Source organism: Dyadobacter arcticus, assembly GCF_011762185.1.
GTDB classification, from domain to species: domain Bacteria; phylum Bacteroidota; class Bacteroidia; order Cytophagales; family Spirosomataceae; genus Dyadobacter; species Dyadobacter arcticus.
In genome coordinates, this window is sequence record NZ_JAASQJ010000001.1 from 1,063,146 (window position 1) to 1,086,900 (window position 23,755).

The window sequence follows — 23,755 nt, forward strand, 5'->3', positions numbered from 1 at the left end:
GAATCAACTTCTCAGGAAGTTGATTTTTTTGTTTACGGACGTCTTCCAATTGTTGCCAGCATTCGACCAGTCAATCCTTTTTCCAACCTATATGAAAAGTAATCTTCGTTGTGCGTAACTGTCGAATAGCCGGAGATTTCTATATTTTGAAATTCGAGACCTGCATCCAATAGTTGATCTGCATTTGCTTGTTTGAGGTCCACAAAGAATTTGGCCTTTTGCTCATCCCATCGCTTATGTCTGGAATGGAAATGTTTGGAAACGTCTTCACCAACTTCAAATGAATATTTATCAATGCAGGTTCCAACATAAGCTATACAATCAACTGCTTTGGTTCCGTAAACCATTTCCATCTTTTTCACAGTCTTGAAAGTGATTTGGCTTACGGTGCCGCGCCAGCCTGCATGAATCGCGGCCATCGCGCCATGAACAGGGTCATATATCAACATGGGTGTGCAATCCGCAATGGTTACCGCCAGCTGAATGTTGGGGAGGTTGGTGATGAGCGCATCATAACCTTCAAATCGTCCGGGCGTGGTAACTGTCAGGATTTCGGATCCGTGAACCTGGTGAGATTTGGCAACACGATCCAGTTCAACATGGATAGAATTAAAGAAGCGCTTGCTGTTTTCGAGAACATTTTCAGGTGAATCCTGTGTGGAACCACCCAGGTTCAATGAATGGTATGGCGCAGGGCTTACACCTCCATGACGTGTGCTTTCTGCTGCAATCAGCTCTGGGAACCTGGTGGAAATGTCAGGGATTCGGTATGGGGGCAGCTTTACGAAGGTTTCCATTGTAATACTAAATTCTTTGAAACCCCTAAAATAGAAATAAAAAAGGGACCGTTTCCGATCCCTTACTTCTAGAACAATTTTTCTTTGGGAGGCGTGGCGCCTTTCAAACGGATGTAAACCGTAGACTGTCCTCGGTGGTGGGTCTGATGTTCGAATGCTTTCTCAAAAGCAACTCCTGCCTTCATATCCATACCGAAAACCTTCACGTCTTTCGCCATGTCGGCTTCTGTCATTCCTTTTAAGGCTGTAATTACGTAATCGTAACTATCCATTGTAGCTTTGGAAATCGCAGCTTTTGACTGGTCGGCCATTTTTTCTACAGAGGCTTCCATTGGTTTGGCTTTTCCCGTTGCAGCAGATATAAAGGCAAAATTTGCATCAGCAAGATGGCCCATTTGTTGCGCAAAAGTGCGGATCTCGGGAGTAGGTTTGAATGCATAACCATCGTCCGGCATAGCATCCAGGTATTCTTTGGTGAAGACTTTTCCTCTTTCCCAATCGGCTGTCAATTTCGCGAGTTGGGTTTGGGCGAATGCTGATTGAACTGCAAACAGCATTAAACAGAGCATAGTAATTTTTTTCATTCGATTTTTGTTTTTGGTGATTGGGAATTTTTATAGAAAGTTAGTTCTAATGATATCCAATATCAACCTCGTTAAAAAAATATTAATGAAAGGATTGATTGCGCTTAGATGGGATATCCCTTTATTTACCAAAAACTATAATATCATTAGCAGAAGTCAAATTTATGGCAGAGTCTTCTCGGGAGCGGGCAGAAAAGTATCTGGACTTAGGACATAGCGAGGCTGAAAACCATGCCAAAACCCAGCTGGAACTTTACGAGAAAAGGGTCAAACAGACTTCGTCGGTTACTAATATCATTACCGAGTTTTTTAAAACCAACCTCCTTGGCTTCGCGCGGCATTATCTGAGAAGCCGTTTCGGGGCGAAGCATCCCTACCAGGCTTATCCCAGGAATGGTGACAATGGCATTTATCCATTGCAATCCTCCATACCGTCAAGGGAAGAACTAAGCATTGCATTGCTTTCGGATTGGGCAAGCGATACCGCCGAGTCAGATGCGGTGGCCAACCTGGTATCCAGATATTCACCCGATTACACAATCCATCTTGGAGATGTATATTTTGTAGGTACGCCTCAGGAAATTGAATCAAATTTTACAGCTCCGCATGCATCCTGGTATTACGGGGCGTCTGGAAGCCTTGCACTTTCAGGTAATCACGAGATGTATTCCAATGGAGGTGCGTTTTTTCAACATTTATTGCCTGCTATGTATGCATTGGATGGAGAAGTGAAAAAAACGCAGCAGGCGGGATTTTTCTGCATTGAAAATAGTCATTGGCGCATTATTGGATTGGATACAGGATATACCTCAGTTGGAAAACCTTTTCTGGAAATCCTTTTTCCACCCGATTGCCATCTTAAGGACGAACAAATAGCCTGGTTGCGTGACACAGTCAGACTGGGGGATCCCAACGACCACCGCGGGCTGGTGTTTTTGAGTCACCATCCTTATTTATCGGCGTTCAGGGAAGAGTATGTGAAACCTGGGGAGCAAATTCAGGAATTATTGGGCAACACAAATCGTCCGGTTATCTGGTTTTGGGGCCATGACCACAGGCTGGTTATTTACGATAAGTTCAAAAATGGGAACGGGCCACTTGCTTTCGGGAGGTGCATTGGACACGGAGGCCTGCCTGTGGAAATACAAATGCCCAATCCGGTTGACCTGAGTAAGGTTAGCTATTACGACAGGCGCGTAAAGAGTATTTTGAAAAAACATCCATTAGGTTATAATGGGTTTGTACGCCTGCTTATCAACAATGATATACTAACGGCAGAGTACAGGGATATCGAAGATACTTGTGTATATGAAGAAACCTGGACAGTAGACAAAAACAGCGGCCAGCTCATCTGGAAAGTCGTTCAGGCTATTCCGGAGCTGGCCGTTCGGTAAGCCGTTCCTGACGGCGTTGGGAAAGTCAGTGGTGCTCGTCGCCGTGACTGTCGTCTTTATAAAATGCTGCGAATGTGATGACAAGGCCAATGGCTCCCACCACAAATGTGAACATATCTCCAAAAACAGCCAGAATGGCGAAAAGGATAAGGAATGCTGCAATGTAAGCGAAGGTTGACAAGCCTTTGGATTCGCTATGTGTTGTTTGAGACATTTTCAGGATAATTAGATCGTAATCGTTTGTTCTGCGAAAATAATGATTACAGGTTAAGTTTCTTCCATACAGCCGGTTTTTTTAACATAATCAGCATTAATAGCTGGTCCTTCCAAATCCGCGAATTGCTCAATCACGTCAGCCTTTAAGTCCAAAGCACAACTTATAGGATTTTTTAAACAATGTGCATAGCGCAAAATATAATCATGTCACCATTCGAAGATTCGTAATTGTTATTTAAATAACTTTTAATCAGCACTATATTTGGTTCTTGACATTGATTTCAGGATAATCTATTTTTAATAAGTCAACTAGCGAAATATAATTTTTTGTATTCCGCTATCCGAACTATTACTAACGTTCATCACTCAATTCAACATTATGAAAATCCTGTACACCATTATTTGCCTCCTACTTATTAATCTGATCAGCGTCAAAGCTCAAACTATTACCGAAGTTGATCATGGTGCCTACTTCGCAGACTTTTACGTCATGCAGGTGAAACCTATGCAATTTGAAATCAATTATAAATTCCCAAAAACTGACCGGGTGCTTGTGCGGATTAAGGATGCAGAACAGAACATCATCTTTGCGGAGAAAACATTGGTTTACAAAAAATACCATAAGTATTTTGATCTTTCAACCATGCAGGACGGTCAATATACCTTCGAGCTGACGGACGGAGATGAGAAATTTGTCCAATCGTTTACGGTATCAACCAAAACCGAGCGTGTCGCGAGGGCACTGTAATGTGCCTTGTTCGTTATCTCAAATTCCATACATTTGTTTTAGTATATTTCGCAGCACAGCCGGCCGTAAAACGTCTCTCACTGCTACTAAAACAACTTCCAATGCCTTACATTATTGGTTGTGATATCGGCACAACAAATGTTAAATCCGTTGCCTTCAATTCTGTTTCGGGAGAGATCCTATCGTCGCACAGTGAGAGTTACGACATGCAGCATCCGCATCCCGATTGGAGCGAACAGGACCCGGATGAAATTTTTGAAGCCGCCTGTAAGACCATCACGCATGTCACTGATTCCATAAAAGACAAAGATAAGTTGCTGGGAATCAGTTTCAGCGCCGCCATGCATGGTGTTTTGGCCTTGGATAAAAAAGGAAAGCAACTCACTGCTCTGATCATTTGGGCGGATAACCGCAGTTCCGACATTGCCCTCAAGCTGCGCGCTTCAAGGGTTGGTAAAAAAATATATGTTAACAATGGCACGCCGATTCATGCTATGACACCGGTATGTAAGCTATTGTGGCTGAAACTCCATCAGCCGGATATTTATGCGAAAACCAGCCGTTTCGTAGGCATAAAGGAGTACATCATTTATCGTCTCACAGGAAAGTTTCTGGTAGATTATTCCATTGCGTCCGCAACCGGAATGTTCAACATGAGGGAATTGACCTGGGATGCTTACACGCTCAAGAAGCTGGGTTTGAGGCCAGAAAAGCTGTCTGAGGCAGTATCTCCCTATCATATTGAAAAAGCACCAGCGGGTAATCCTGCAAAACTGCCCGAAGGCACCCCTCTGATCATGGGAGCCAGCGACGGCTGTCTGGCAAATCTGGGTAGCGGTGCGATTACAGCCGGCTCTATGGCCGTGACGATAGGAACCAGCGCTGCTGTACGAATTTGTTCCAACAGGCCCTACTCAGATCCGTCGATGCAGACGTTTTGTTATGTGCTGGATGAAAAAACTTATATCGTAGGTGGGCCTTCGAACAATGGAGCGGTAATTTTTGAATGGCTTATGGATTCATTTTTTCCAAAAGAAGAATACGATGCTGTGTTTGAAGAAGCCTCCAAAATTGAAGCCGGATCGGATGGTCTGCTTTTTTATCCCTACCTGTTAGGAGAGCGGGCACCTTTATGGAGTTCTACCGTCCGTGGCGGTTTTTCGGGTCTGGACATCCGCCATACCCGTGCGCATTTTGCGAGGGCTGTGATGGAAGGCATCTTATTAAACCTGTATAGCATTGGCAAGATCCTGATGGAAAAGCAGGATATTAATATAATTTATGCAAATGGAGGGTTTGCAAGAAGCCCCGTTTGGGTGCAAATGCTTTCCGATATTTTTGGTAAAAAAGTCAGGCTCAATGAAACCGTGGAAACAGGCGCAGTTGGAGCGGCGATGATGGGTTTAAAGGCATTGGGAATAAACAAAGACTTTTCAGAATTGAAATCTTTCACGACAGTTGGGCAGGAATTCGACCCAAAGGATACCGTTCACAAAGTATATGAAACGTTATCCGAGAGATTCATACGAGGGGCAAAGATTATGATGGCCCACGAAGTCTGACAAAAAAAGTCCCGGCTCGTAAAAACCGGGACTTAAAGAATCAACTTCTAAGACTTAAAATTTATAGGCAAGGCTCAACCTGTAATTCCTTGGTGCCTCGGCTTGCCAGTAGTAGGACGTGACCGGATCTCCGTCGGCGGTATTAAAGCCGTAAGTGCCACCGCTGTACAGGTATTTGTCCAGAATGTTAAACACATTGAGCGTCAGACGGATTTTGTCTTTTTCCCAAAATACGCCACCATCCAATTTGAAATAATCGGGTAAGTTGTAAGTGTTGTCCGTGTCGCTCCATGTAGAGGTGGCGCGGTTGCCGAGGTAGGTGAAGCCTCCTGAAATTCCCGTGCCTTTCAGCGCACCATTCTGGACTTTATAGCTCAACCATCCGTTGGCAGTATGTTTCGCAAATCCCGGAATTGGATCTCCTACCTTCGCAACGATAACGCCCTCAGTCACTTTGGTCACTTCGGATTTGGTAAAAGCATAGTTCGCCGTCAGGTTCAGGCCCGGCAAAAGGGAACCACGAACATCAAACTCGACCCCCTGTGCTCTTTTTTGGCCTAATTCTACACTGAAACCTGAGCTGGGACGGGTCGGGTCACCAGTAAGCTCGTTGTTTTTCAGGATGCGGTAAAAGGAAAGGGTTGTGTTCCAGCGACCTTCGGCCCAGTCTCTTTTAAAACCGAATTCAGTATTGTTTCCTGTGACAGGCCGTACTTTTTTACCGCTGGTCAGGCGTCCCGATTGTGGCAGGAATGCCTGGTCATACAAGGCGTACACGGAGGTGCTTTTATCAATTGAAACGCTGAGTCCGAGACGAGGCGTGAAGTGGTCTGCCTTGTCGGGTGCCGCGCCCCATTGTGCCTGACTCAGATGGGTATAGCGTCCCGCGATCGTCAGCCTGATCTTGTTGTCCAAAAATCCGAGTTCGTCCTGCAGGTAAAGGCCTGTATATTTCTGGTCCATCAGACCACCGGCGCCCACAGCCCGCGCTTCTAGGTTCAGTGAGCGGTCAAAAACGGGGTAGCCATTGTTTGGCGTTCCGTAGACCGGGTTTTTTGGATTAAAAAGGCCACCCAATGTATCCAGGGCGTGCGACTGCGACCAGTCGGCAAAATATTCTTTTGTACCTACATCAATACCTCCCAGCAGGCGGTGAACTACGCCTCCGGTAGTGATTTTGCCATTTACAAATACCTGGCCGAGTGTCATCTCGCTTTTCGCATCCCATAAGCCTACGCCGCGCTGCATGGTCCCGTCGGCATTAATCATCCATGGCCACATGCTGCTTCCTGCCATTTTGTAGTTCAGGTACGCAAGCTGCGCAGTCAGTTTCCAGTCCGGGTTTATCTGGTGCTGCAAATTGACAAACAGGCTGTTATCCTTAATTTTTGTGGGAGAAAGTCCCGGAGGCATTAAGGTGAAATCTCTTGGCAAAGTCGCATATCCTCCGGGAGAAAAAACGTAAAACGAGCCTACGTCTGTCATTTTAGCATATTGCAGCGTGTATTCAGCAGTCAGTTTCGTTTTTTCATCGATCTGATAAGTGATGACGGGAGCAACGCTATATCGGTTGTTGTATTCAAAAGGGCGGAACGATCCTTTATTTTGTCCCGCAAGGTTCAGGCGGTAAAGGAATTTGCCGTCTTTGGTCAGTTTACCGTCAAGATCCAGCGTGGTACGGTAAAGGTCGAAGCTGCCCATTGTGAATGAAGCTTCACCCTTTGTTTCGCCGGTAGGCTTCTTGGTAACTACATTATATAACCCGCTTGGGTCTCCATTGGCGAGCATAAATCCTGCCGGACCTTTTACAAATTCGATGTGGTCTACAAAGCTCATATCCTCAGTTAATGGTCCCCAAAAAGAGTTTACAACATTGAATCCGTTCCTGAAAGCCTGGATCTGCGAACCGCGCATGCTGATGTTGGCATACATATCACCCCAATGTTCGAGGCGGGTTGCGCCACTTACATTGCGTATCAAACCATCGCTCATACTGATGATTTGCTGATCAGACAATACTTTTGATGTTACCACCTGCACATTCTGCGGAGTTTCAAGAATGGGCGTCATCAATTTAAGGCTCGGTGATAGCTGATCATTCTTATAGAGGTTACCGCCTCGCACGATTACTTCCTGAAATTGGGTGGCACTTTCAGAAAGTGTGAAAGAAATGGTAGCAGTTTCACCAGCAACAATGTCGACGGATCGTTCAAGCGTTTCTGATCCCACGTAGCTTACAAGCAGCACGTAGCTTCCAGCCTTAATTCTTTCAATTGTGAATTTTCCTTGAGTATCGGAGACTGCGCCTTTCGAAGAGCCTTTGATACCAATTGAAACTTGCTCGGCGGGTTGGCCGTCAGAGCTTAGTATCTGACCTGTTACTCTGCCATTTTGGGCAAAGGCTGCCAGCGACGACGCGATAAAGAGAATGAGTATATAAATCTTTTTCATTTTAGAAAATAGGACAAAAGTGTTAACAGGTCGCAAATATGAACGCCGTAACTTTCGGATCCTAATTTTTATTTAGATTTATTTCAAATAGTGTAGCACGTTAATTGGTCTTCGGGATAACCGGAATGCAATACATTAAAAAAGCCACATGATCTACCAGGATCATGCGGCTCTGCAATGAATGCTTATTAACTACTTTTTCTCCTTGGTTTCTTCAACCATTTCCGGGGTAACTATCTTTTTATCAGATGAATTACCCCATGAATTCATGATATAATTGAGCACATCTGCTATCTCATCATTAGCTAAACCAGGGTTGGGCATCATGTTATCATAATCCACACCATTTACTTTAATCTTTCCGATCAAACCAAATTTGACGGCTTTGATTGCGTTTTCATGGCTTTGTAAATAGTCAGCTTTCGCAAGTGGCGGAAATGTTGCCGTCACCCCTTCGCCGGTCCCCATATGGCAGGTAATGCAGTTTTCGGAGTAAATCATCTTTCCTCTTTGAATGCTCTTGGCCAGCTCATCGTCCTGATGAGGTAAAATGGCCGAGCAAAAGAGAAATGTTGTGAGTATTGCGATTACGCTTTTCATTCGCGCCAATTAACTTTTTGGGCTGATGCGTACAACTTTTCCTGAGTTTTCAAGAACAACATAAACATTACCATCAGTGCCCTGACGTACATCGCGAACCCGACCAATTTTGTCAAAAATGATCTCGCGCTTCGTCACCTTATTGCCTTTTACGGTTAGATGTTGCAGGTACATGAATTTCAGCGACCCTACCAGCAAATCTCCTTTCCAATCCTTGTATTTATCGCCGGTCAGGAATGTCATTCCGCATGGCGCGATAGAAGGCCTCCAATAAATAACAGGCTGTTCCATACCGGCAAGCGCGGTATCTTTTGAAATAATACTGTTGTCATAATCAATTCCAAAGGTAATCTTCGGCCAGCCGTAATTCTTGCCCTTTTCGACGATATTCAATTCATCTCCACCTTGTGGGCCATGTTCCGTTTCCCAAATCACCCCGGTTGCAGGGTTGATGATCATTCCTTGTGGGTTACGGTGTCCATAGGACCAGATTTCCGGTTTTGCGCCTTCTGTTTTTACGAAAGGGTTATCGGTAGGGATTTTGCCGTCTTCATGCAGTCTCACTACTTTTCCTTGATCTCTTGATAAGCTTTGTGAATTTTCTTTCTGACCACGCTCGCCCAGAGAAAGAAATACATATCCCTTTTTATCAAAAACAATGCGTCCGCCAAAGTGTACATTGGCTTTTACATTCGGCAGCGCTTTGAATATTTGCTGAATGTCAGTCAGCGCATGGTCTTTGAGTTTGGCACGCATCAATCCGGTGTTGGCCCCGTCGTCGTCACCTTCTTCTCCAGCTGCTTTTGGAGACGAGTAACTGATGTAAATCCAGCCATTGGTCTTATAATCCGGATGCAGCGCAATGTCAAGCAGTCCACCCTGGCCTTTGTAATAAACAGCTGGAATTCCGGAAATTTCTTGTGGATCAAGCTTTCCGCCGGTTACCAGACGCAATTTTCCGCCACGCTCTGTTACTAGCAGATCGCCGTTTGGCAACAATGCGGAGGCCCATGGCATTGTGAGGCCTGTGGCAACGGTGTCTACCTGCAAATTTGCTTCCGCAAACGCCTCCGGATTGGTTTTGCTGTTACTCATTAAGCCAATAGAGGCTGTAAACAATAAACCTCCAAGCGCAATCGGGAGGTATTTTTTTAGTAAAGGAATGTTTTGGTTCATAGTAATAAAAGGTGAATAAAGGCTTGGTTTTATAATTGACTATTTAACTAATTCAAGTTTTTCTAAATGTTTCGAGATGAGGCTGATCTCTTCCGGACTCAAAACGACATCCGCAGCAGCAGCATTTTGCAATGCTTGTTTAGCGTCTCTCGCTCCTGCCAGCGCAATGGTGATACCAGGTTGTTCAATAGTCCATTTCAGGACGAGTTGACCAATGCTCACATTTTTTTCTTCTGCCAGAGGCTTGATCTGATCCAGGTAGTTGCTAACCCTCGACAGGTTTTCGTCTTTGTAAAAATAAAGTGAGGCACGGTGATCATCAGCAGCGAATTGATGGCCAGGTTTCATTTTTCCTGTCAGCAATCCGCGTTCCAGAGGACTGTAAGCCAGGATTGATTTATTATTTTCAATGCAATATGGTAGTAGCTCCTTTTCAATGTCGCGCTTCACCATACTATAAGGAACCTGATCGGAAACAAGACTAATGTACTTAGCTGCCTCCTGCATTAAATCAGCACTGTAATTGCACACACCGGCATAACGAACTTTTCCTTGTTCTATCAACCTGGAAACGGCCTCCATGGTTTCTTCGATGGGCGTTGTTTTGTCATGCCAATGAATCTGGTAAAGATCAATGTAGTCAGTTCCGAGTCGGGTCAGGCTTTCCTCGCATTCTTTGATAATGCTGTCCTTAGCGGCATATTTATAGATGTCAATCTCTTCGCCATCATTATTCTTGCTATGCATGGCAAAGTCACCTTTTGCAAGATCCCAGCGCATTCCATACTTCGTCAGGATTTGCACTTTATCACGCGGCAAATCCTTAATGGCTTCCCCAACAATTTCTTCACTCAATCCTTGACCATAAACCGGTGCAGTATCTATGGAAGTAACACCCGCATCAAATGATTCGCGGATTGCTTTCACGGCTTCACTTCTTTCTGTACCACCCCACATCCAGCCGCCTGCTGCCCAGGCGCCGAAAGTGATCACAGACAATTCAAGGTCGGAGTTTCCTAATTTGCGGTATTTCATGTTGGTTTAGCTTTTAGCTATTGGCTTTTAGCTCTTAGCTTTTATTATTTAAAAATTATGAATTTCTCATTTACATCCGAACTAGCTAACAGCTAACAGCTAACAGCTAACAGCTATTTCGTCAGCGAAAACGGCGCTTCTTCCGGCTTCGTTCCCCATGTTTTCGACGGTTTACTCGCCATATTGAACTGCACTGAACCGCCTTTCTGAATGTCACCATGTTCCAGAAAGGTATTGCTGTATGGTTTTCCATTAAGTGTTGCTCCTTGGATATACATGTTTGCATCATTGCTGGCGGGCGCCTGAATTGTGAACTTATTGCCATTTTCGAGCGTCAAAGTGGCCTTTTTAAACAGTGGGGAGCCAATAACATATTGGGTAGTACCTGGGGTAACCGGGTAAAAACCCAGGGAAGAAAAGACATACCAGGCAGAGGTCTGACCATTGTCTTCATCACCGCAATAACCGTCCGGAGTAGGTAGGTATAATTTACGCATTACTTCGCGGGACCAATATTGGGCCTTATCCGGTGCGCCTGCGTAGTTGTACAGGTAAATCATATGCTGGATCGGCTGGTTGCCATGCGCGTAATTCCCCATATTCATGATCTGCATTTCACGGATTTCATGGATTGGGAAACCATAATAACTGTCGTCAAAGATTGGCGGCAAGGTAAAAACCGTATCCAACTTTTGGACAAAAGCTTCGCGTCCACCCATCAAACCGATTAATCCTTTTACATCCTGAAAAACAGACCAGGTGTAGTGAATGCTGTTACCTTCGGTGAATGCATCTCCCCATTTAAATGGATTAAAGGGTTTCTGAAACTGGCCATCCTTATTTTTACCACGCATCCATTTTGTTTCAGGATCAAAGACATTCTTATAGTTCTGGCTTCTTTTTAAATAAAGATCAATTTCCTTTTGCGGCTTTTTCAGCTCTTTGCCTAATTGGGAAATGCAAAAATCGGCATAAGCATATTCCAGTGTCCTGGCCGCATTCTCATTGACTTTTACATCATAAGGTACAAAACCCAACTCATTATAATATTCATGCCCAAAACGCCCCACAGAACTTACCGGCCCGGCGTTTTCTGTGTTTTTAATAATGGCATCGTACAGTTTGTTGATATCATAGCCCCTGATGCCTTTTACATAGGAATCTGCAATCAGCGAAGCGGAGTTGGAACCGATCATACAATCGCGATGGCCGGGACTGGCCCATTCTGGCAGATAGCCGCTTTCATCGTATGCATTGGCCAAACCTTCCATGATGTGCGCATTGAGGGTCGGGTACATTAAAGTAAAAAACGGAAATACTGCACGGAATGTATCCCAAAAGCCATTATCGGTGAACATATAGCCGGTTTTGACCTCACCATTATAAGGACTGTAATGCACAACTTTGTTGGCTTTATCCATTTCATAAAACTTCCTGGGAAACAGCAGCACCCGGTAAAGGCACGAATAGAAAGTACGGATCTGATCCACATTATCGCCTTCTACCTGAATGCGCGAAAGTTCCTGGTTCCAAGCTGTTCTGCCTTTCTCTTTTGTAACCTCAAAACCATCCTTACCCACTTCACGCTGCAAATTAAGTTCTGCCTGCTCCGGACTGATGAATGAAGAAGCGACTTTCACGCCGACCTGCTCACCTTTATTTGTTTTGAAACCGATCACAGCACCAACATGCGCAGCTTTCAGTTCCAGCGTGTCTTTTGCAAGCTGTTTGCCACGAAATGTTGAAGAAAAAGTAAATGCTTTATCAAAAATAAGGACAAAGTAATTTTTGAAATTGGAAGGAACGCCCCCGCTGTTTTTGGTGGTATAACCAATGATTTTGCGTTCCGCAGGGATAATTTTGATATAAGACCCACGATCAAAAGCGTCAACCAATACAAAGGAGCTGTCGGCTTTTGGAAATGTAAACCGGAACTGCACAGCGCGTTCGGTGGGAGCAATTTCGGTGGTAACATCGTAGTCAGCTAGATATACCTTATAATAATGCGGCTTCACAGTTTCCGCCTTATGCGAAAACCAGCTTGCGCGGCTATCTTCATCAATTTTCAATTTTCCGGTTATGGGCATGATCGAAAATTGACCATAATCATTAATCCAGGGGCTTGGCTGATGGGTTTGCTTGAAGCCACGGATTTTTTCAGCGTCATACATATAGCTCCAACCGTCACCCATTTTACCGGTTTGCGGCATCCAGAAGTTCATGCCCCAGGGTAATGCAATGGCCGGGTAAGTGTTACCCGCAGAAAGGCTGAATTTGGATTGCGTGCCCATCAATGGATTAACAAGGTCAACGAGGTTCGTTTGGGCCGATGTCTGTCCGAAAAGTAAAGTGGTATGTATTAACAGGAATAAAAGGCAGTAAAGGCTTTTTTTCATGGTTAGGAACGAATCTTGGGTAGAGTAATGAAATTGCGAAAGAACAAATGTAATGTAAGGTCAGATAACAAAAACCAATCGGTCAAAAGTTTTACAATCGCGTCATTCAACCTGACATTTTGTACCGGCATAGTTCTTTACGGGCTTGAAACAATAAGAATACCCACCAATTGAAATTTTAATAATAAGTTACGTATTGATATAAATCACATGACTGAACACTTAGATCGCCTGACCCCCCGCCAGATCGTTTTCGAACTTGACCAATACATTATCGGACAAAATGACGCGAAACGTAATGTTGCAATTGCTTTGAGGAACAGGTGGAGGCGCATGAATAGTCCGGCCGACATTCAGAAAGAAATCATACCGAACAACATATTAATGATAGGGGCGACAGGTGTTGGTAAAACCGAAATTGCCAGACGTCTGGCTAAGATAGCAGATGCGCCCTTTGTGAAAGTGGAAGCCTCAAAATTTACAGAAGTGGGTTACGTCGGACGCGACGTGGAAAGCATGGTTCGCGACCTGGTAGAACAAGCCGTGGGAATGGTGCGGACGCAGAAAAAGGAAGAGGTGAAGATTAAAGCCGAGCAGGCTGTTGAAGATATTATTTTGGATGCGTTGATACCTCCTGTTCATGGAGCGGGAGTTGCAAAGGTAAAAAATGATAATGGTTCTGATGAAATGCCCGAGGATGATGCGGAGCTAAACCAGCGAACCAGAGAACGTTTTAGGGAAAAAATTCGCAATGGAGAACTGGACAACCGCAAGATTGAAATTGAAATCCAGCAAAACCAGGCGCCTAGTGTGGGGATGATTGGTGGATCGGTGGACGATGTTTCCATGATGAATATCCAGGAAATGATCGGTAATATGATGCCGAGACGTGGTAAGAAGAGAAAGGTGACTGTGGAAGAAGCCAGGAAAATTTTGCTAGATGAAGAAGCTTTGAAGCTGATCGATATGGATGAGGTGAAGATGGAGGCGATCAGGAAGGCTGAAAACCTTGGGATTATATTTATTGATGAGATTGATAAGGTTGCATCCAGCAGATCGGGTGGCGGCGGCGGTCCGGATGTGAGCCGGGAAGGTGTGCAACGCGATTTGCTTCCAATTGTCGAAGGCAGCGCGGTGAATACCAAACATGGCGTAATCAACACAGACCATATTCTTTTTGTCGCGGCAGGCGCATTTCACGTTTCAAAGCCTTCGGACCTTATTCCGGAATTACAGGGACGTTTCCCGATCCGAGTTGAATTGAGTAGCCTGACGGAAAGTGATTTTTATCAAATCCTGAAAACGCCGAAAAACGCGCTGACCAAGCAGTACGTAGCAATGATGGAAGCGGAGGGCGTAAAACTGGAATTTGAAGACGGCGCAATCAAGGAAATTGCTAAAATTGCTTTTGAAGTCAACGGCGAGGTCGAAAACATTGGCGCCCGCCGTTTGCAAACGGTTATGAGTTTACTTCTCAACGATTTTATGTTCGATATCCCTGACGTGATCGGACCAGATTCAAACCTGAAGGTAACAGCTGATATGGTTCATGAAAAACTGTCCCATCTGGTTAAGAATCGGGATTTGAGCCAGTATATTCTTTGAAAGGGAGGAAGGGAGGAAGGGGAGAAATGGAGGAAGGGGAGAAATGGAGGAAGGGGAGAAAGGGAGGAAGGGGAGAAATGGAGAAAGGGGAGAGAAATCTTCTCCCTTTCGTCCCTCATCCCTTTCCTCCCTTTTCCTTTCCTTTCCTCCCTTTTCCTTTTCTCCCTTTTTTTCATTCCAAAAACAACCATTTCATAGCAAGCGGAAACTCTTGGCTCCATTGCTTTTCTTCGTGTTTGCCTTTGGGGTCGATGGAAGATTTGATTTTTACGCGGTCATAGCCAAATGCCTGGGTTTCCAGCGTTTCCTGCAATTTCTTGAAGTTGGGCAGCATATTCGCACCTTCTTTTCCTCCGGCGTACAGATAAATACGACTTTCGAAAGGCTCGAAGAAGTGGATTACGTCAAAATATACACGTTGTGAAATCCACAGCGATGGTGAAAAGATCATCATCTTTCCGAACACCTGCGGGAACATTAAGGCAGCATAGAGGCTAAGCAACCCACCTACGGAACTACCACCAATACCTGTATTCAGCCTTTCCGGCTTCGTTCTGTATTTTTTGTCAATATGTGGCTTTAACGTCGTTGCAATAAACCGCAAAAACAATTCACCTTGCCCTTTGCCCAGCTTCGGGTTGGTGTATGGAGAAAATTCCAGGATACGATCTTCGCCGCCGTGATCAATAGCGACGATAATTACACCCGTTTTGTGTTCTTTTGCGAGTTTAGTCAGACTTTGATCAATTTCCCAATTGCCATAGGGCGAACCTTCACCAAATAGATTCTGCGCATCATTCATGTAAAGCACTGGAAAGCTAAGGTCTGGCCTCTCGTAATAATCATGCGGCAGTAACACCTGGATACGGCGGGTTTTATTAAACTGGGGTATTTCAAAAGTGTCCGAAACCAGTTCGACGATCGGGGAGAAATCGGTTTTTTCTGAATTGTCAATCTGCCAGCGTGCCACCGTATCTTGAACGATTCCATCTCCTTTAACGGCGACACGATTGCCATAAGGTTTGCCAAATCGGTCCAGCTCTACCTGGTCCCAGCCACCTCTGGTATATTTATATTCCAATGGATCAGGTAGTTCCATTGTTTCAGGGAACTGAAACTGATATTTGCCTGAGCTAACATTAATCATCTGAAATTCCTGCAGATCAGGAAGCCATTTGCAAAAATTGCCGGTGATGTATACGGGGCGTTTATCGAAGGCAGGTGTGCTTAATTCAATAATAAGGGTTTCTACTACTACTTGCATTCTTGTTCGAGTCACTGAGAGTTACGTGGCATCAAAAGTACTCATTATTCTTCTTTCTTAAAATATTTTACAAATTCAAATTCGACTGTATGCCGCTCATCTGTTTTATGAACAATGCGTTCTGTCTCAATCCAGGCATCAGGATCGGCTATTTCAAAGTAAGTGTCGCCTTCGATTTGCAATTTGACCTCAGTTACGTAGAGTCGGTCGGAGATAGGTTGAGCCAATCTGTAAATTTCTCCTCCCCCAATTACAAACACTTCATTAGTCTGCAATTCGCGTGCCAGCCGGATGGCTTCCTCCAGAGAATGTGCGACGACAACACCTTCGAAAGAGAAGGCCGGATTTTTGGTAACAACAATAGAAACCCGACCGGGCAAAGGCTTTCCGATGGATTCAAATGTTTTTCTTCCCATGATCATCGGATGATTCAGGGTAAGTTGTTTGAAACGCTTTAAATCATCAGGTAATCTCCACAAAAGTTGATTATCTCTTCCAATAACGCCATTTTCTGAAACGGCAACAATGATTGATATGAGCATGAAATAATGTTAATCTGATGTCTGTTAAAACTTATAACCACGGAGGAATTCGATGGTACTCATGCGTTTTTTACCTTCCAATTGCAATTCCTCGATAGCCAGCCAGCCCTCGGAAGCTTTAAAATAGAGGTAAGTCTTATTATCGGTTTTAATGTCCCCCGGATTCCCTGGATCTTCAATGGTGATCAGGATAGTTTTAAAGATCTTACAGGAGAGTGCGTCTAAAATCATCCATGCGGCAGGGTAGGGAGACAGGCCTCTTACGAAATTATGGATCTGCTCAGCAGGCTTACTCCAAACAATTTGACAGGTTTCGCGGAAAATTTTTGGTGCTGATTTGAATTCTTCCGGCTCCTGCTGCCGTTCCTGTGGATAGTTTCCTTCCTCAATCGCCTTTACGGTTTTTACAACCAGTCCCGCGCCTTTTTTCATAAGTCGTTCATAGAGCGAACCTGCATTGTCATCTGGATAAATAGGCTCTTTTTCCTGGAAAATAATTTTGCCGGTATCAATGTCTTTTTCTATAAAGAAAGTGGTAACGCCCGTTTCCGTTTCGCCGTTGATGACTGCCCAATTGATCGGTGCGGCGCCCCGGTATTGAGGCAAAAGCGAGCTATGCAAATTGAATGTTCCCCTTGACGGCATGCCCCAAACCACCTCGGGCAGCATGCGGAAGGCAACTACCACCTGTAGGTCCGCCTCGTAGGATCTCAGATGTTCCAGAAACGCAGGGTCCTTCAATTTTTCGGGTTGCAAAACGGGTATCCCCTGGGCTTCTGCATATACTTTTACAGGTGAAGCAGTTTGCTTCTGACCCCGACCGGAAGGCTTATCAGGCACAGTAATTACGGCGACAACATTAGATTTGTTTTCGACCAGGCTTTGTAAACTTGGGACCGCGAATTCCGGTGTTCCCATAAAAATGATTCTTAATGGATTTGACATACAGCTTGCCGCTTTTGGATAAAAATGGTGTTACCATTCACAAATATTATTATTTTTGCTGTTCTTAACAGAAAATTATGCTCAGTATGAAGTCACATAGCAACCGAAAAGACAAGGTCTTCTAGCCTTCTACTACGAGTGGTATTACTCTTGTAGAGCGGTCTTAGAGCCGTTCTTTTTTTTTATCTGGATTGTCAAAATTTTAATGGATTATAAACTAAATGCGTCATGGCTAAAATTTCATACTATACGGAAGAAGGATTCAATAAGCTGAAGAATGAGCTGAATGATATGAAAACCAAAGGCCGCACGGAGATTGCACGTCAGATTGCAGAAGCGCGGGATAAAGGGGATTTAAGTGAAAATGCGGAATATGATGCGGCAAAGGATGCGCAGGGAATGCACGAAATGAAAATTGCCAAGCTGGAAGAAATTCTTTCCATTGCCCGTGTGATCGACGAGTCTTCCATAGACAATTCTCAGGTTTCGGTGCTTTCCAAGGTGAAGATTAAAAACCGTAAAAATGGAATGGAAGTTACCTATACATTGGTGTCGGAAGAAGAGGCAGATCTTAAAACTGGGAAAATCTCGGTTGGCTCACCCATTGGCAAAGGCTTATTGGGTAAAAAAGTGGGAGAGACCACAGAAATCAAAGTGCCGGCCGGTATGATGGAGTTTGAAGTGCTGAATATCAGCAGGTTTCTGGAATAAGGCATATATACTTCAAAATCATGTTGGATTGCAGAATGATTTTTCATTTCGCAATCCAACATTTTTATTTTAAAATTAAGTGAGAAACGAGTGCTGTCAGCCGACGGCCGATAGCTGAAAGCCAATGAAATTTAAAGGTTTCTTATTCATCTTATCGTTTCTTCGGGTCGAAGGCATTGCATTGTTTCCATTCATTTTTATAAAGCGAGAATCGCCTGGTCCATTTCTTATCAATCACGAACGCATCCATATCAGACAGCAATTGGAGATGGGTATCATCATCTTTTACATCTGGTATCTGGTCGAATATTTTATCAGATTGGTCCAGCACAGAAATCATTATTTAGCCTATCTTCATATTTCCTTTGAACGGGAAGCCTACCAAAATCAGTTTAATCTCGACTATCTCCAAAACAGAAGTTTCTGGGCATTCTGGCGATATCTGAAAGGGTAATCGTGTTTTGAGATGAAGAATTTCAGCATCAGTATTTCAGGCAATTAAACAATTAATATGGCAGATCAGAGCACAGATTTTCTTTACAAGTATTTAAATAATGCCTCTCCGACCGGATTTGAATCGACCGGGCAACAGATATGGCTTGACTACCTAAAACCTTACATTGAGGAACACATCATCGACACTTACGGAACGGTCGTGGGCGTGATAGGTCCTGGCCAGGATTATAAAGTGGTGATCGAAGCGCATTCCGATGAAATTTCCTGGTTTGTAAATTACATTTCCGATGACGGCTACATTCACGTTCGCAGAAACGGCGGATCGGATGCCGCCATCGCTCCGTCCATGAGGGTGAATCTGCATACGGCAAAAGGTGTTGTAAAAGGCGTTTTCGGCTGGCCAGCTATCCATGTTCGTGATGTTGCCAAAGATCAGGTTCCCAAAGTCCATGAATTGTTTATTGATGTAGGTGCCGCCAAAAAAGAAGAGGTTGTTGAAATGGGCATTCATGTGGGGACGGTTGTCACTTTTGCGGATGGTTTGGACGAATTGAATGAGAAATATTATGTAGGTCGTGCCCTGGATAACAGGATGGGCGGATTCATGATTGCAGAAGTTGCGCGTATGCTGCATGAAAGTAATGTGCAGTTGCCCTTTACCTTATATATAGTGAATGCAGTTCAGGAAGAAATTGGTTTGCGGGGAGCGGAAATGATATCCCGCAGATTGAAACCACACCTGGCGATTTGTACCGACGTTACCCACGACACGCAGTCGCCGATGTACAATAAAAAAGAGCAGGGCGACCTGAAAAGTGGCAGCGGTCCGGTGATTTGTTACGGTCCGGCAGTGCAAAATAATTTACGCGACATGCTGATTCGGATTGCCGACGAGAAAAAAATCCCTTTCCAGCGTCAGGCCGTGAGCCGTTCGACAGGTACGGACACCGACTCATTTGCCTACTCAACAGAAGGAGTTGCTTCTGCGCTAATCTCACTTCCGCTAAAATACATGCATACCACCGTTGAAATGGTGCATAAAGAAGATGTTAAAAATGTCATTCAACTGATGTATGACGTGTTGCTCTCTTTGAAAGGCGACGAAGATTTTCGATATATTAAATAAGACTTGCCAGGTTTTCCAAACCTGGCAAGTCTAAAAACAACTTCATCAACAATAATGAAATCATCAACAAATGGACAACAGGGCAAGAGGACGTGGCGCTGCCATCAATCCCCACAACAAATTTACCAAGCATGAATTAGAGTATACTTCGGAAGACTGGCAACAATGGGAAGAGCAGGAGGTTAATCCCAAAACGCAATTTATTGAGGAGCAATCCAATACATTGATGAGCATTTCGGACAGTCCGGACCTCCCTAATTTTCATTCGATCAACCCTTACCGGGGTTGTGAGCATGGTTGCATTTATTGCTATGCAAGAAATTCGCACGAATATTGGGGCTTTTCGGCCGGTCTTGATTTTGAGACCAAGATTATGGTGAAAAAAAATGCCCCGCAGCTTCTTGAAAAGCTTTTTAGTTCCAAAAAATGGGAGCCAACGGTTATTCACATCTCTGGAAATACAGATTGCTATCAGCCGGGAGAGAAAAAGTATAGACTAACGCGACAGCTGCTGGAAATATGCCTCAGATATCGCAACCCCGTCAGCGTTTTAACAAAAAATGCATTGGTATTGCGGGACATTGATGTGCTTGAAAAGCTCGCGAAACTGAATTTGGTGCATGGAGCGGTATCCATTACTTCCTTAAACGAGGATTTGAGAAGTGCCCTCGAACCAAGAACGGTTACCGGAAAACGCCGCCTGCAGATCGTGAAAACTTTGCATGAAGCGGGCGTTCCCATGGGCGTGATGACCGCGCCGATTATTCCCGGACTGAATGACCATGAAATTCCAGCACTGGTGCAAGCTGCTGCTGAGCATGGTGCCGTTTGGGCGCATTATACGGTGGTAAGGCTTAATGGTGCTATTGCCAAGCTTTTCGAAGAGTGGATCGAGCATCATTTTCCAGACCGGGCAGCTAAGGTCTTGAATCAGATCAAAGAATGTCATGGTGGACAGGTGAATGATTCGCGGTTTGGGACTAGAATGGTGGGAGAAGGAATATTCGCTGAAAACATTCGCCAGCTGCACGATATGGCCTGCCGGAAATATCTGAAAGATAGGGTATGGCCCGAGCTGGATACTTCGCAATTTATGCGGGGAGGACAGATGAAGTTATTTTAGTGGCATGAAACCTTTACTTTTATTTAAATCATCCTAAATCAAATGAAACTGCTTTCTGCCATTTTCTGTATCATTGCTTCTATTTCTCTCCTTATCACTTGCGTAAAGTCATCTTCCCAGAAGAGCCCGCAACTAGCTGGCAATGATTCCATCAGCACATTGTCCAAAAACGGATCTGCGCAGAAGCTGATGACTGGCGCCGACCAAATTCCAGCTTACCTCGATTATCTAAAAGGGAAAAAGGTGGGCATTGTTGTCAATCAAACTTCTATTATCGGCAGCACGCCCATGGTGGATAGCCTTGTGGCGCTCGGCGTAAACATTGTAACGATTTTCGGTCCGGAACATGGTTTTCGAGGAACTGCAAGCAATGGCGACAAGGTAAGTGACAGTGCGGACCCAAAAACAGGAATTCCCGCGATTTCTTTATACGGAAAGCTGAAACGCCCTACCAAAGAGCAGATGGCAAATTTGGATCTCATAATATTTGATATACAGGATGTGGGCGCCAGATTTTACACATATATTAATACGCTGGGACATGTTATGGAATCCTGCGCGGAAAGTAATAAGGAAATGATGATCCTGGACAGGCCAAATCCAAACGGCTTTTTGGTCGACGGTCCGATCCTGGAAGATCATTTACAGTCGGGGATCGGCATGTACAGGATACCCATTTCTCACGGACTTACCATTGCAGAATTCGCTCAGATGATCAATGGTGAAGGCTGGCTGCCGAACAAACTGCAGTGTAAACTTAAAATCATCAAAGTCGCAAATTATGCGCATGATATGCCATATACCCTTCCCGCGATGCCATCCCCCAATCTGAATACACAACAATCTGTAATGCTTTATCCGCATATCTGCATGTTTGAAGGCACCATCCTAAGTCAGGGACGGGGGACTTATATGCCGTTTACGGTATTGGGAGCGCCAAAATTAAAAGGAAAGTACGACTTTACCTTTACGCCAAAAAGTATTAAGGGAATGAGCGAAACCCCGCTGCACATGGATACGGAATGTTACGGATTGGATTTACGTAAATACGATGTAGCTCGTCTTCAGAAATCCGGACGCCTCAACCTGGGCTGGCTCATGGAGATGTACAAAGCATATCCCGAGAAAGAACGGTTTTTCGATATGACGCAGAGTAAGCAAATGGGCAATTTCGATAAGCTCGTGGGTACAGAAAACTTAAAAAAGCAGATCGTCGCCGGAGTTTCCGAGGAGGAGATCAGAAAAAGCTGGGAGCCAGGATTATCAAATTATAAGGAAGCAAGGAAAAAGTATCTTCTGTATCCCTGACAGAAGCATTGTGCCTTCGGGCGGTATTTATTATCAGAAACCCGAAACACAAAACATCCCTGGAAAAGTCTTCCAGGGATGTTTAATTATTCTCAACGATATTTAATTCAAAACTTATAATGGACTTAGTTTAGGTTTTATATGCTAAATAATGTGTGCATAATGCCAATTCTTTGCAAAATGCAGATACAATATCAAATACGAATTTTGAGAACAATTGGATGCCTGGGTTAAAAAAATATCTTAGTACAAAAAACCCAGGATCCTAGTGCTAATCAGAATAAAAAAATAGAGGAGGAATGTTACGTGGTATGAAATTAGTTCGATGTCCGGGTTTGGGCAAATCAATGGGGTGAAGTACAAAATTCTGGGGGTGAATGATAGAATTTTGTGGGTCAGACAGATTGGGAGCCGACGTCTCAGGAGAATGTTTTAATCCGACTCAACAGTTCATTCCTGTTGTCATTCGTGATGGGGATCTCAATATCATTGATCATTACATGGACATAATCGATCGCAGTGATTGAGTTGAGATTGATTATGAATGACTTATGTACCCGAAAGAAGAAGTTGACGGGCAGCTGCTGGATCATATTTTTAAGCGTCTCCCGTATTGTATATTTTTTTTTGTTGGTATGCAATTCTAGGTAGTTGTCATCGCTGCGAATGTAAAGGATATCCGACAACATTATTTTGGTGAACATATGCTTCTCTTTGATAAACAAAGCATCCTTGATCACAGTAGTATCCTCTTTTTCCTGCATTTCCGTTTCTCCCGCAAGTGCTGCAAGGCGATAATTTTTCAAAGCCAGCTTTACGGCTGTGTAAACCGTAATTTTTTGAAATGGTTTCTGTAAAAAAGCATGCGGCGCCGATTGCAATGCAGCATTGACCACCGCAATGTCGTCGTGAGCAGACAGAAAAAGAAACGGAATCCCCAGATTTTCACGGATGTAGTCGGCCAGATCGATGCCTGTCTGGTAACCGTTGAGATTAATGTCCAGAACAGCCAGATGAAAAACTTTGTTGGCAAGCAATTCAACAGCCGTGGGATAGTCGGTGGCTATGTCGTGGGCTTCGTATCCGAAACCATTGAGCAGGAATTGTAAATGTTTTGCAATGATAAAATCGTCTTCAACAATGAGAATGTTCATCTTAAAATGTAAATATCCAACCCGGCGGTTGAACAGTGACTGGATGGGATATACGAAAGCTTAGGATCAGTGTTCGCTGATGTAAATAAATGCATGAAAATATACGAACTAATTGCTTTACAATATTATTCAAAAATGGATATAACGTAACCGTTTGTGACTAAAAAAGTAATTAAGCCAAACGTAAAAGCTCTTGTAACACAAGTACTTGTGTTTTCGGTAGAGATTGTTCTATAAATTCCCGATTGTTGGCTAACTTTGTAGTTAACTGTCTACAATTATTTTGTTCTCCCTCTTGAACTTCGACTAGTCTACTCCAATCAGGAGTGAAAACAAATTAATATAAATATGTTTCTATAAAATTATATAATTTTATAGAACTCCGGTGGAGTCTAAAGTTTGACGCCTGTAATCGGATTAGCGTATACTTACGTATATTAAGCAAGATTAGAAGAATAGGGTTACAGTTACTGCCTTATCCCTAAGCTATTTTTTGACGGCGAGCCATTTCCACGTTTTGTATTTACCCCGATGAATACAATTATCCACTGCGTAAGACTAT

General features: G+C 44.0%; 21 protein-coding genes. 9 read left to right on the top strand and 12 right to left on the bottom strand.

All coding sequences use genetic code 11. The annotated features are described in order from the left end of the window. Positions 1–32 precede the first annotated feature (32 nt). On the bottom strand, positions 33–797 hold the full coding sequence (gene pgeF / locus FHS68_RS04565) for a peptidoglycan editing factor PgeF (protein ID WP_167267622.1): 765 nt from the start codon (positions 795–797) through the stop codon (positions 33–35). Between the two features lie 68 nt (positions 798–865). After that, positions 866–1,381: a DinB family protein gene (locus FHS68_RS04570; protein WP_167267624.1), complete on the bottom strand. Its 516-nt coding sequence runs from the start codon at positions 1,379–1,381 to the stop codon at positions 866–868. Between the two features lie 164 nt (positions 1,382–1,545). On the opposite strand from FHS68_RS04570, the gene FHS68_RS04575 reads away from it, so the two are divergent. After that, positions 1,546–2,775: a metallophosphoesterase family protein gene (locus FHS68_RS04575; protein WP_167267626.1), complete on the top strand. Its 1,230-nt coding sequence runs from the start codon at positions 1,546–1,548 to the stop codon at positions 2,773–2,775. A 25-nt stretch (positions 2,776–2,800) separates the two neighbouring features. On the opposite strand, the gene FHS68_RS04580 is transcribed toward FHS68_RS04575, so the two are convergent. Beyond that, entirely contained in the window at positions 2,801–2,989 is a 189-nt protein-coding gene (locus FHS68_RS04580) for a hypothetical protein (protein ID WP_167267628.1), read from the bottom strand. A gap of 381 nt (positions 2,990–3,370) precedes the next feature. On the opposite strand from FHS68_RS04580, the gene FHS68_RS04585 reads away from it, so the two are divergent. Together FHS68_RS04585 and FHS68_RS04590 are read left to right on the top strand one after the other, a co-directional pair. After that, positions 3,371–3,739, top strand: a complete 369-nt coding sequence (locus FHS68_RS04585; RefSeq protein ID WP_167267630.1) for a hypothetical protein — start codon at positions 3,371–3,373, stop codon at positions 3,737–3,739. Positions 3,740–3,840: 101 nt separating this feature from the next. Then, positions 3,841–5,301, top strand: a complete 1,461-nt coding sequence (locus FHS68_RS04590; RefSeq protein WP_167267632.1) for a gluconokinase — start codon at positions 3,841–3,843, stop codon at positions 5,299–5,301. Positions 5,302–5,355: 54 nt separating this feature from the next. Here FHS68_RS04590 and FHS68_RS04595 read toward each other — a convergent pair whose 3' ends face one another. The 5 genes from FHS68_RS04595 to FHS68_RS04615 form a co-directional block, all read right to left on the bottom strand. After that, positions 5,356–7,752: a TonB-dependent receptor gene (locus FHS68_RS04595; protein WP_167267634.1), complete on the bottom strand. Its 2,397-nt coding sequence runs from the start codon at positions 7,750–7,752 to the stop codon at positions 5,356–5,358. Positions 7,753–7,944: 192 nt separating this feature from the next. Then, positions 7,945–8,352 carry a c-type cytochrome gene (locus FHS68_RS04600; protein ID WP_167267636.1) on the bottom strand — a complete coding sequence of 136 codons (408 nt, stop codon included), beginning with the start codon at positions 8,350–8,352 and terminating at the stop codon, positions 7,945–7,947. Positions 8,353–8,361: 9 nt separating this feature from the next. Beyond that, positions 8,362–9,528: a PQQ-dependent sugar dehydrogenase gene (locus FHS68_RS04605; RefSeq protein ID WP_167267637.1), complete on the bottom strand. Its 1,167-nt coding sequence runs from the start codon at positions 9,526–9,528 to the stop codon at positions 8,362–8,364. 39 nt (positions 9,529–9,567) lie between these two features. After that, positions 9,568–10,563 (bottom strand): aldo/keto reductase, encoded by a 996-nt coding sequence (locus FHS68_RS04610; RefSeq protein WP_167267639.1) that lies wholly within the window; start codon positions 10,561–10,563, stop codon positions 9,568–9,570. A 113-nt stretch (positions 10,564–10,676) separates the two neighbouring features. Continuing rightward, a complete protein-coding gene (locus FHS68_RS04615; protein ID WP_167267641.1) occupies positions 10,677–12,959 on the bottom strand; it encodes a GH92 family glycosyl hydrolase in 2,283 nt (760 codons plus the stop codon). A gap of 210 nt (positions 12,960–13,169) precedes the next feature. On the opposite strand from FHS68_RS04615, the gene hslU reads away from it, so the two are divergent. Continuing rightward, entirely contained in the window at positions 13,170–14,564 is a 1,395-nt protein-coding gene (gene hslU / locus FHS68_RS04620) for an ATP-dependent protease ATPase subunit HslU (RefSeq protein WP_167267643.1), read from the top strand. 172 nt (positions 14,565–14,736) lie between these two features. Here hslU and FHS68_RS04625 read toward each other — a convergent pair whose 3' ends face one another. Genes FHS68_RS04625 through fmt form a run of 3 tightly spaced genes read right to left on the bottom strand, consistent with a single transcriptional unit; the run spans position 14,737 to position 17,315 of the window. Next, complete coding sequence (locus FHS68_RS04625; protein ID WP_167267644.1) at positions 14,737–15,828, bottom strand: alpha/beta hydrolase; 1,092 nt, start codon at positions 15,826–15,828, stop codon at positions 14,737–14,739. 44 nt (positions 15,829–15,872) lie between these two features. Then, the gene (locus FHS68_RS04630; protein WP_167267646.1) at positions 15,873–16,370 is read right to left on the bottom strand and encodes a dihydrofolate reductase; all 498 of its coding nucleotides are present in this window, start codon (positions 16,368–16,370) and stop codon (positions 15,873–15,875) included. Between the two features lie 24 nt (positions 16,371–16,394). Then, a complete protein-coding gene (fmt, locus tag FHS68_RS04635; RefSeq protein WP_229211765.1) occupies positions 16,395–17,315 on the bottom strand; it encodes a methionyl-tRNA formyltransferase in 921 nt (306 codons plus the stop codon). Between the two features lie 228 nt (positions 17,316–17,543). Between fmt and greA the strand changes: the two genes are divergently transcribed. From greA to FHS68_RS04660, 5 genes are all read left to right on the top strand, one after another. Beyond that, on the top strand, positions 17,544–18,026 hold the full coding sequence (greA, locus tag FHS68_RS04640) for a transcription elongation factor GreA (RefSeq protein WP_167267648.1): 483 nt from the start codon (positions 17,544–17,546) through the stop codon (positions 18,024–18,026). A gap of 124 nt (positions 18,027–18,150) precedes the next feature. Beyond that, positions 18,151–18,480 carry a hypothetical protein gene (locus tag FHS68_RS04645; RefSeq protein ID WP_167267649.1) on the top strand — a complete coding sequence of 110 codons (330 nt, stop codon included), beginning with the start codon at positions 18,151–18,153 and terminating at the stop codon, positions 18,478–18,480. A 57-nt stretch (positions 18,481–18,537) separates the two neighbouring features. After that, positions 18,538–19,608, top strand: a complete 1,071-nt coding sequence (locus FHS68_RS04650; RefSeq protein ID WP_167267651.1) for a M42 family metallopeptidase — start codon at positions 18,538–18,540, stop codon at positions 19,606–19,608. Positions 19,609–19,678: 70 nt separating this feature from the next. Then, on the top strand, positions 19,679–20,731 hold the full coding sequence (locus tag FHS68_RS04655; RefSeq protein ID WP_167267652.1) for a PA0069 family radical SAM protein: 1,053 nt from the start codon (positions 19,679–19,681) through the stop codon (positions 20,729–20,731). A 42-nt stretch (positions 20,732–20,773) separates the two neighbouring features. Then, complete coding sequence (locus FHS68_RS04660) at positions 20,774–22,039, top strand: exo-beta-N-acetylmuramidase NamZ family protein (protein ID WP_167267654.1); 1,266 nt, start codon at positions 20,774–20,776, stop codon at positions 22,037–22,039. 419 nt (positions 22,040–22,458) lie between these two features. Here the strand turns inward: FHS68_RS04660 and FHS68_RS04665 are convergent, their stop codons facing one another. Then, positions 22,459–23,193, bottom strand: coding sequence for a LytR/AlgR family response regulator transcription factor (locus FHS68_RS04665; protein WP_167267656.1), 735 nt, complete (start codon positions 23,191–23,193; stop codon positions 22,459–22,461). Positions 23,194–23,755 lie beyond the last annotated feature (562 nt).

Coding starts and splice junctions, on each gene's coding strand:
- FHS68_RS04650 (WP_167267651.1), top strand. CDS start 18,538: ATGGCAGATCAGAGCACAGATTTTCTTTACAAGTATTTAAATAATGCC.
- fmt (WP_229211765.1), bottom strand. CDS start 17,315: ATGTCAAATCCATTAAGAATCATTTTTATGGGAACACCGGAATTCGCG.
- greA (WP_167267648.1), top strand. CDS start 17,544: ATGGCTAAAATTTCATACTATACGGAAGAAGGATTCAATAAGCTGAAG.
- FHS68_RS04600 (WP_167267636.1), bottom strand. CDS start 8,352: ATGAAAAGCGTAATCGCAATACTCACAACATTTCTCTTTTGCTCGGCC.
- FHS68_RS04660 (WP_167267654.1), top strand. CDS start 20,774: ATGAAACTGCTTTCTGCCATTTTCTGTATCATTGCTTCTATTTCTCTC.
- FHS68_RS04580 (WP_167267628.1), bottom strand. CDS start 2,989: ATGTCTCAAACAACACATAGCGAATCCAAAGGCTTGTCAACCTTCGCT.
- FHS68_RS04625 (WP_167267644.1), bottom strand. CDS start 15,828: ATGCAAGTAGTAGTAGAAACCCTTATTATTGAATTAAGCACACCTGCC.
- FHS68_RS04615 (WP_167267641.1), bottom strand. CDS start 12,959: ATGAAAAAAAGCCTTTACTGCCTTTTATTCCTGTTAATACATACCACT.
- FHS68_RS04570 (WP_167267624.1), bottom strand. CDS start 1,381: ATGAAAAAAATTACTATGCTCTGTTTAATGCTGTTTGCAGTTCAATCA.
- FHS68_RS04630 (WP_167267646.1), bottom strand. CDS start 16,370: ATGCTCATATCAATCATTGTTGCCGTTTCAGAAAATGGCGTTATTGGA.
- FHS68_RS04595 (WP_167267634.1), bottom strand. CDS start 7,752: ATGAAAAAGATTTATATACTCATTCTCTTTATCGCGTCGTCGCTGGCA.
- FHS68_RS04575 (WP_167267626.1), top strand. CDS start 1,546: ATGGCAGAGTCTTCTCGGGAGCGGGCAGAAAAGTATCTGGACTTAGGA.
- FHS68_RS04605 (WP_167267637.1), bottom strand. CDS start 9,528: ATGAACCAAAACATTCCTTTACTAAAAAAATACCTCCCGATTGCGCTT.
- FHS68_RS04655 (WP_167267652.1), top strand. CDS start 19,679: ATGGACAACAGGGCAAGAGGACGTGGCGCTGCCATCAATCCCCACAAC.
- hslU (WP_167267643.1), top strand. CDS start 13,170: ATGACTGAACACTTAGATCGCCTGACCCCCCGCCAGATCGTTTTCGAA.
- FHS68_RS04645 (WP_167267649.1), top strand. CDS start 18,151: ATGAAATTTAAAGGTTTCTTATTCATCTTATCGTTTCTTCGGGTCGAA.
- FHS68_RS04665 (WP_167267656.1), bottom strand. CDS start 23,193: ATGAACATTCTCATTGTTGAAGACGATTTTATCATTGCAAAACATTTA.
- FHS68_RS04610 (WP_167267639.1), bottom strand. CDS start 10,563: ATGAAATACCGCAAATTAGGAAACTCCGACCTTGAATTGTCTGTGATC.
- pgeF (WP_167267622.1), bottom strand. CDS start 797: ATGGAAACCTTCGTAAAGCTGCCCCCATACCGAATCCCTGACATTTCC.
- FHS68_RS04590 (WP_167267632.1), top strand. CDS start 3,841: ATGCCTTACATTATTGGTTGTGATATCGGCACAACAAATGTTAAATCC.
- FHS68_RS04585 (WP_167267630.1), top strand. CDS start 3,371: ATGAAAATCCTGTACACCATTATTTGCCTCCTACTTATTAATCTGATC.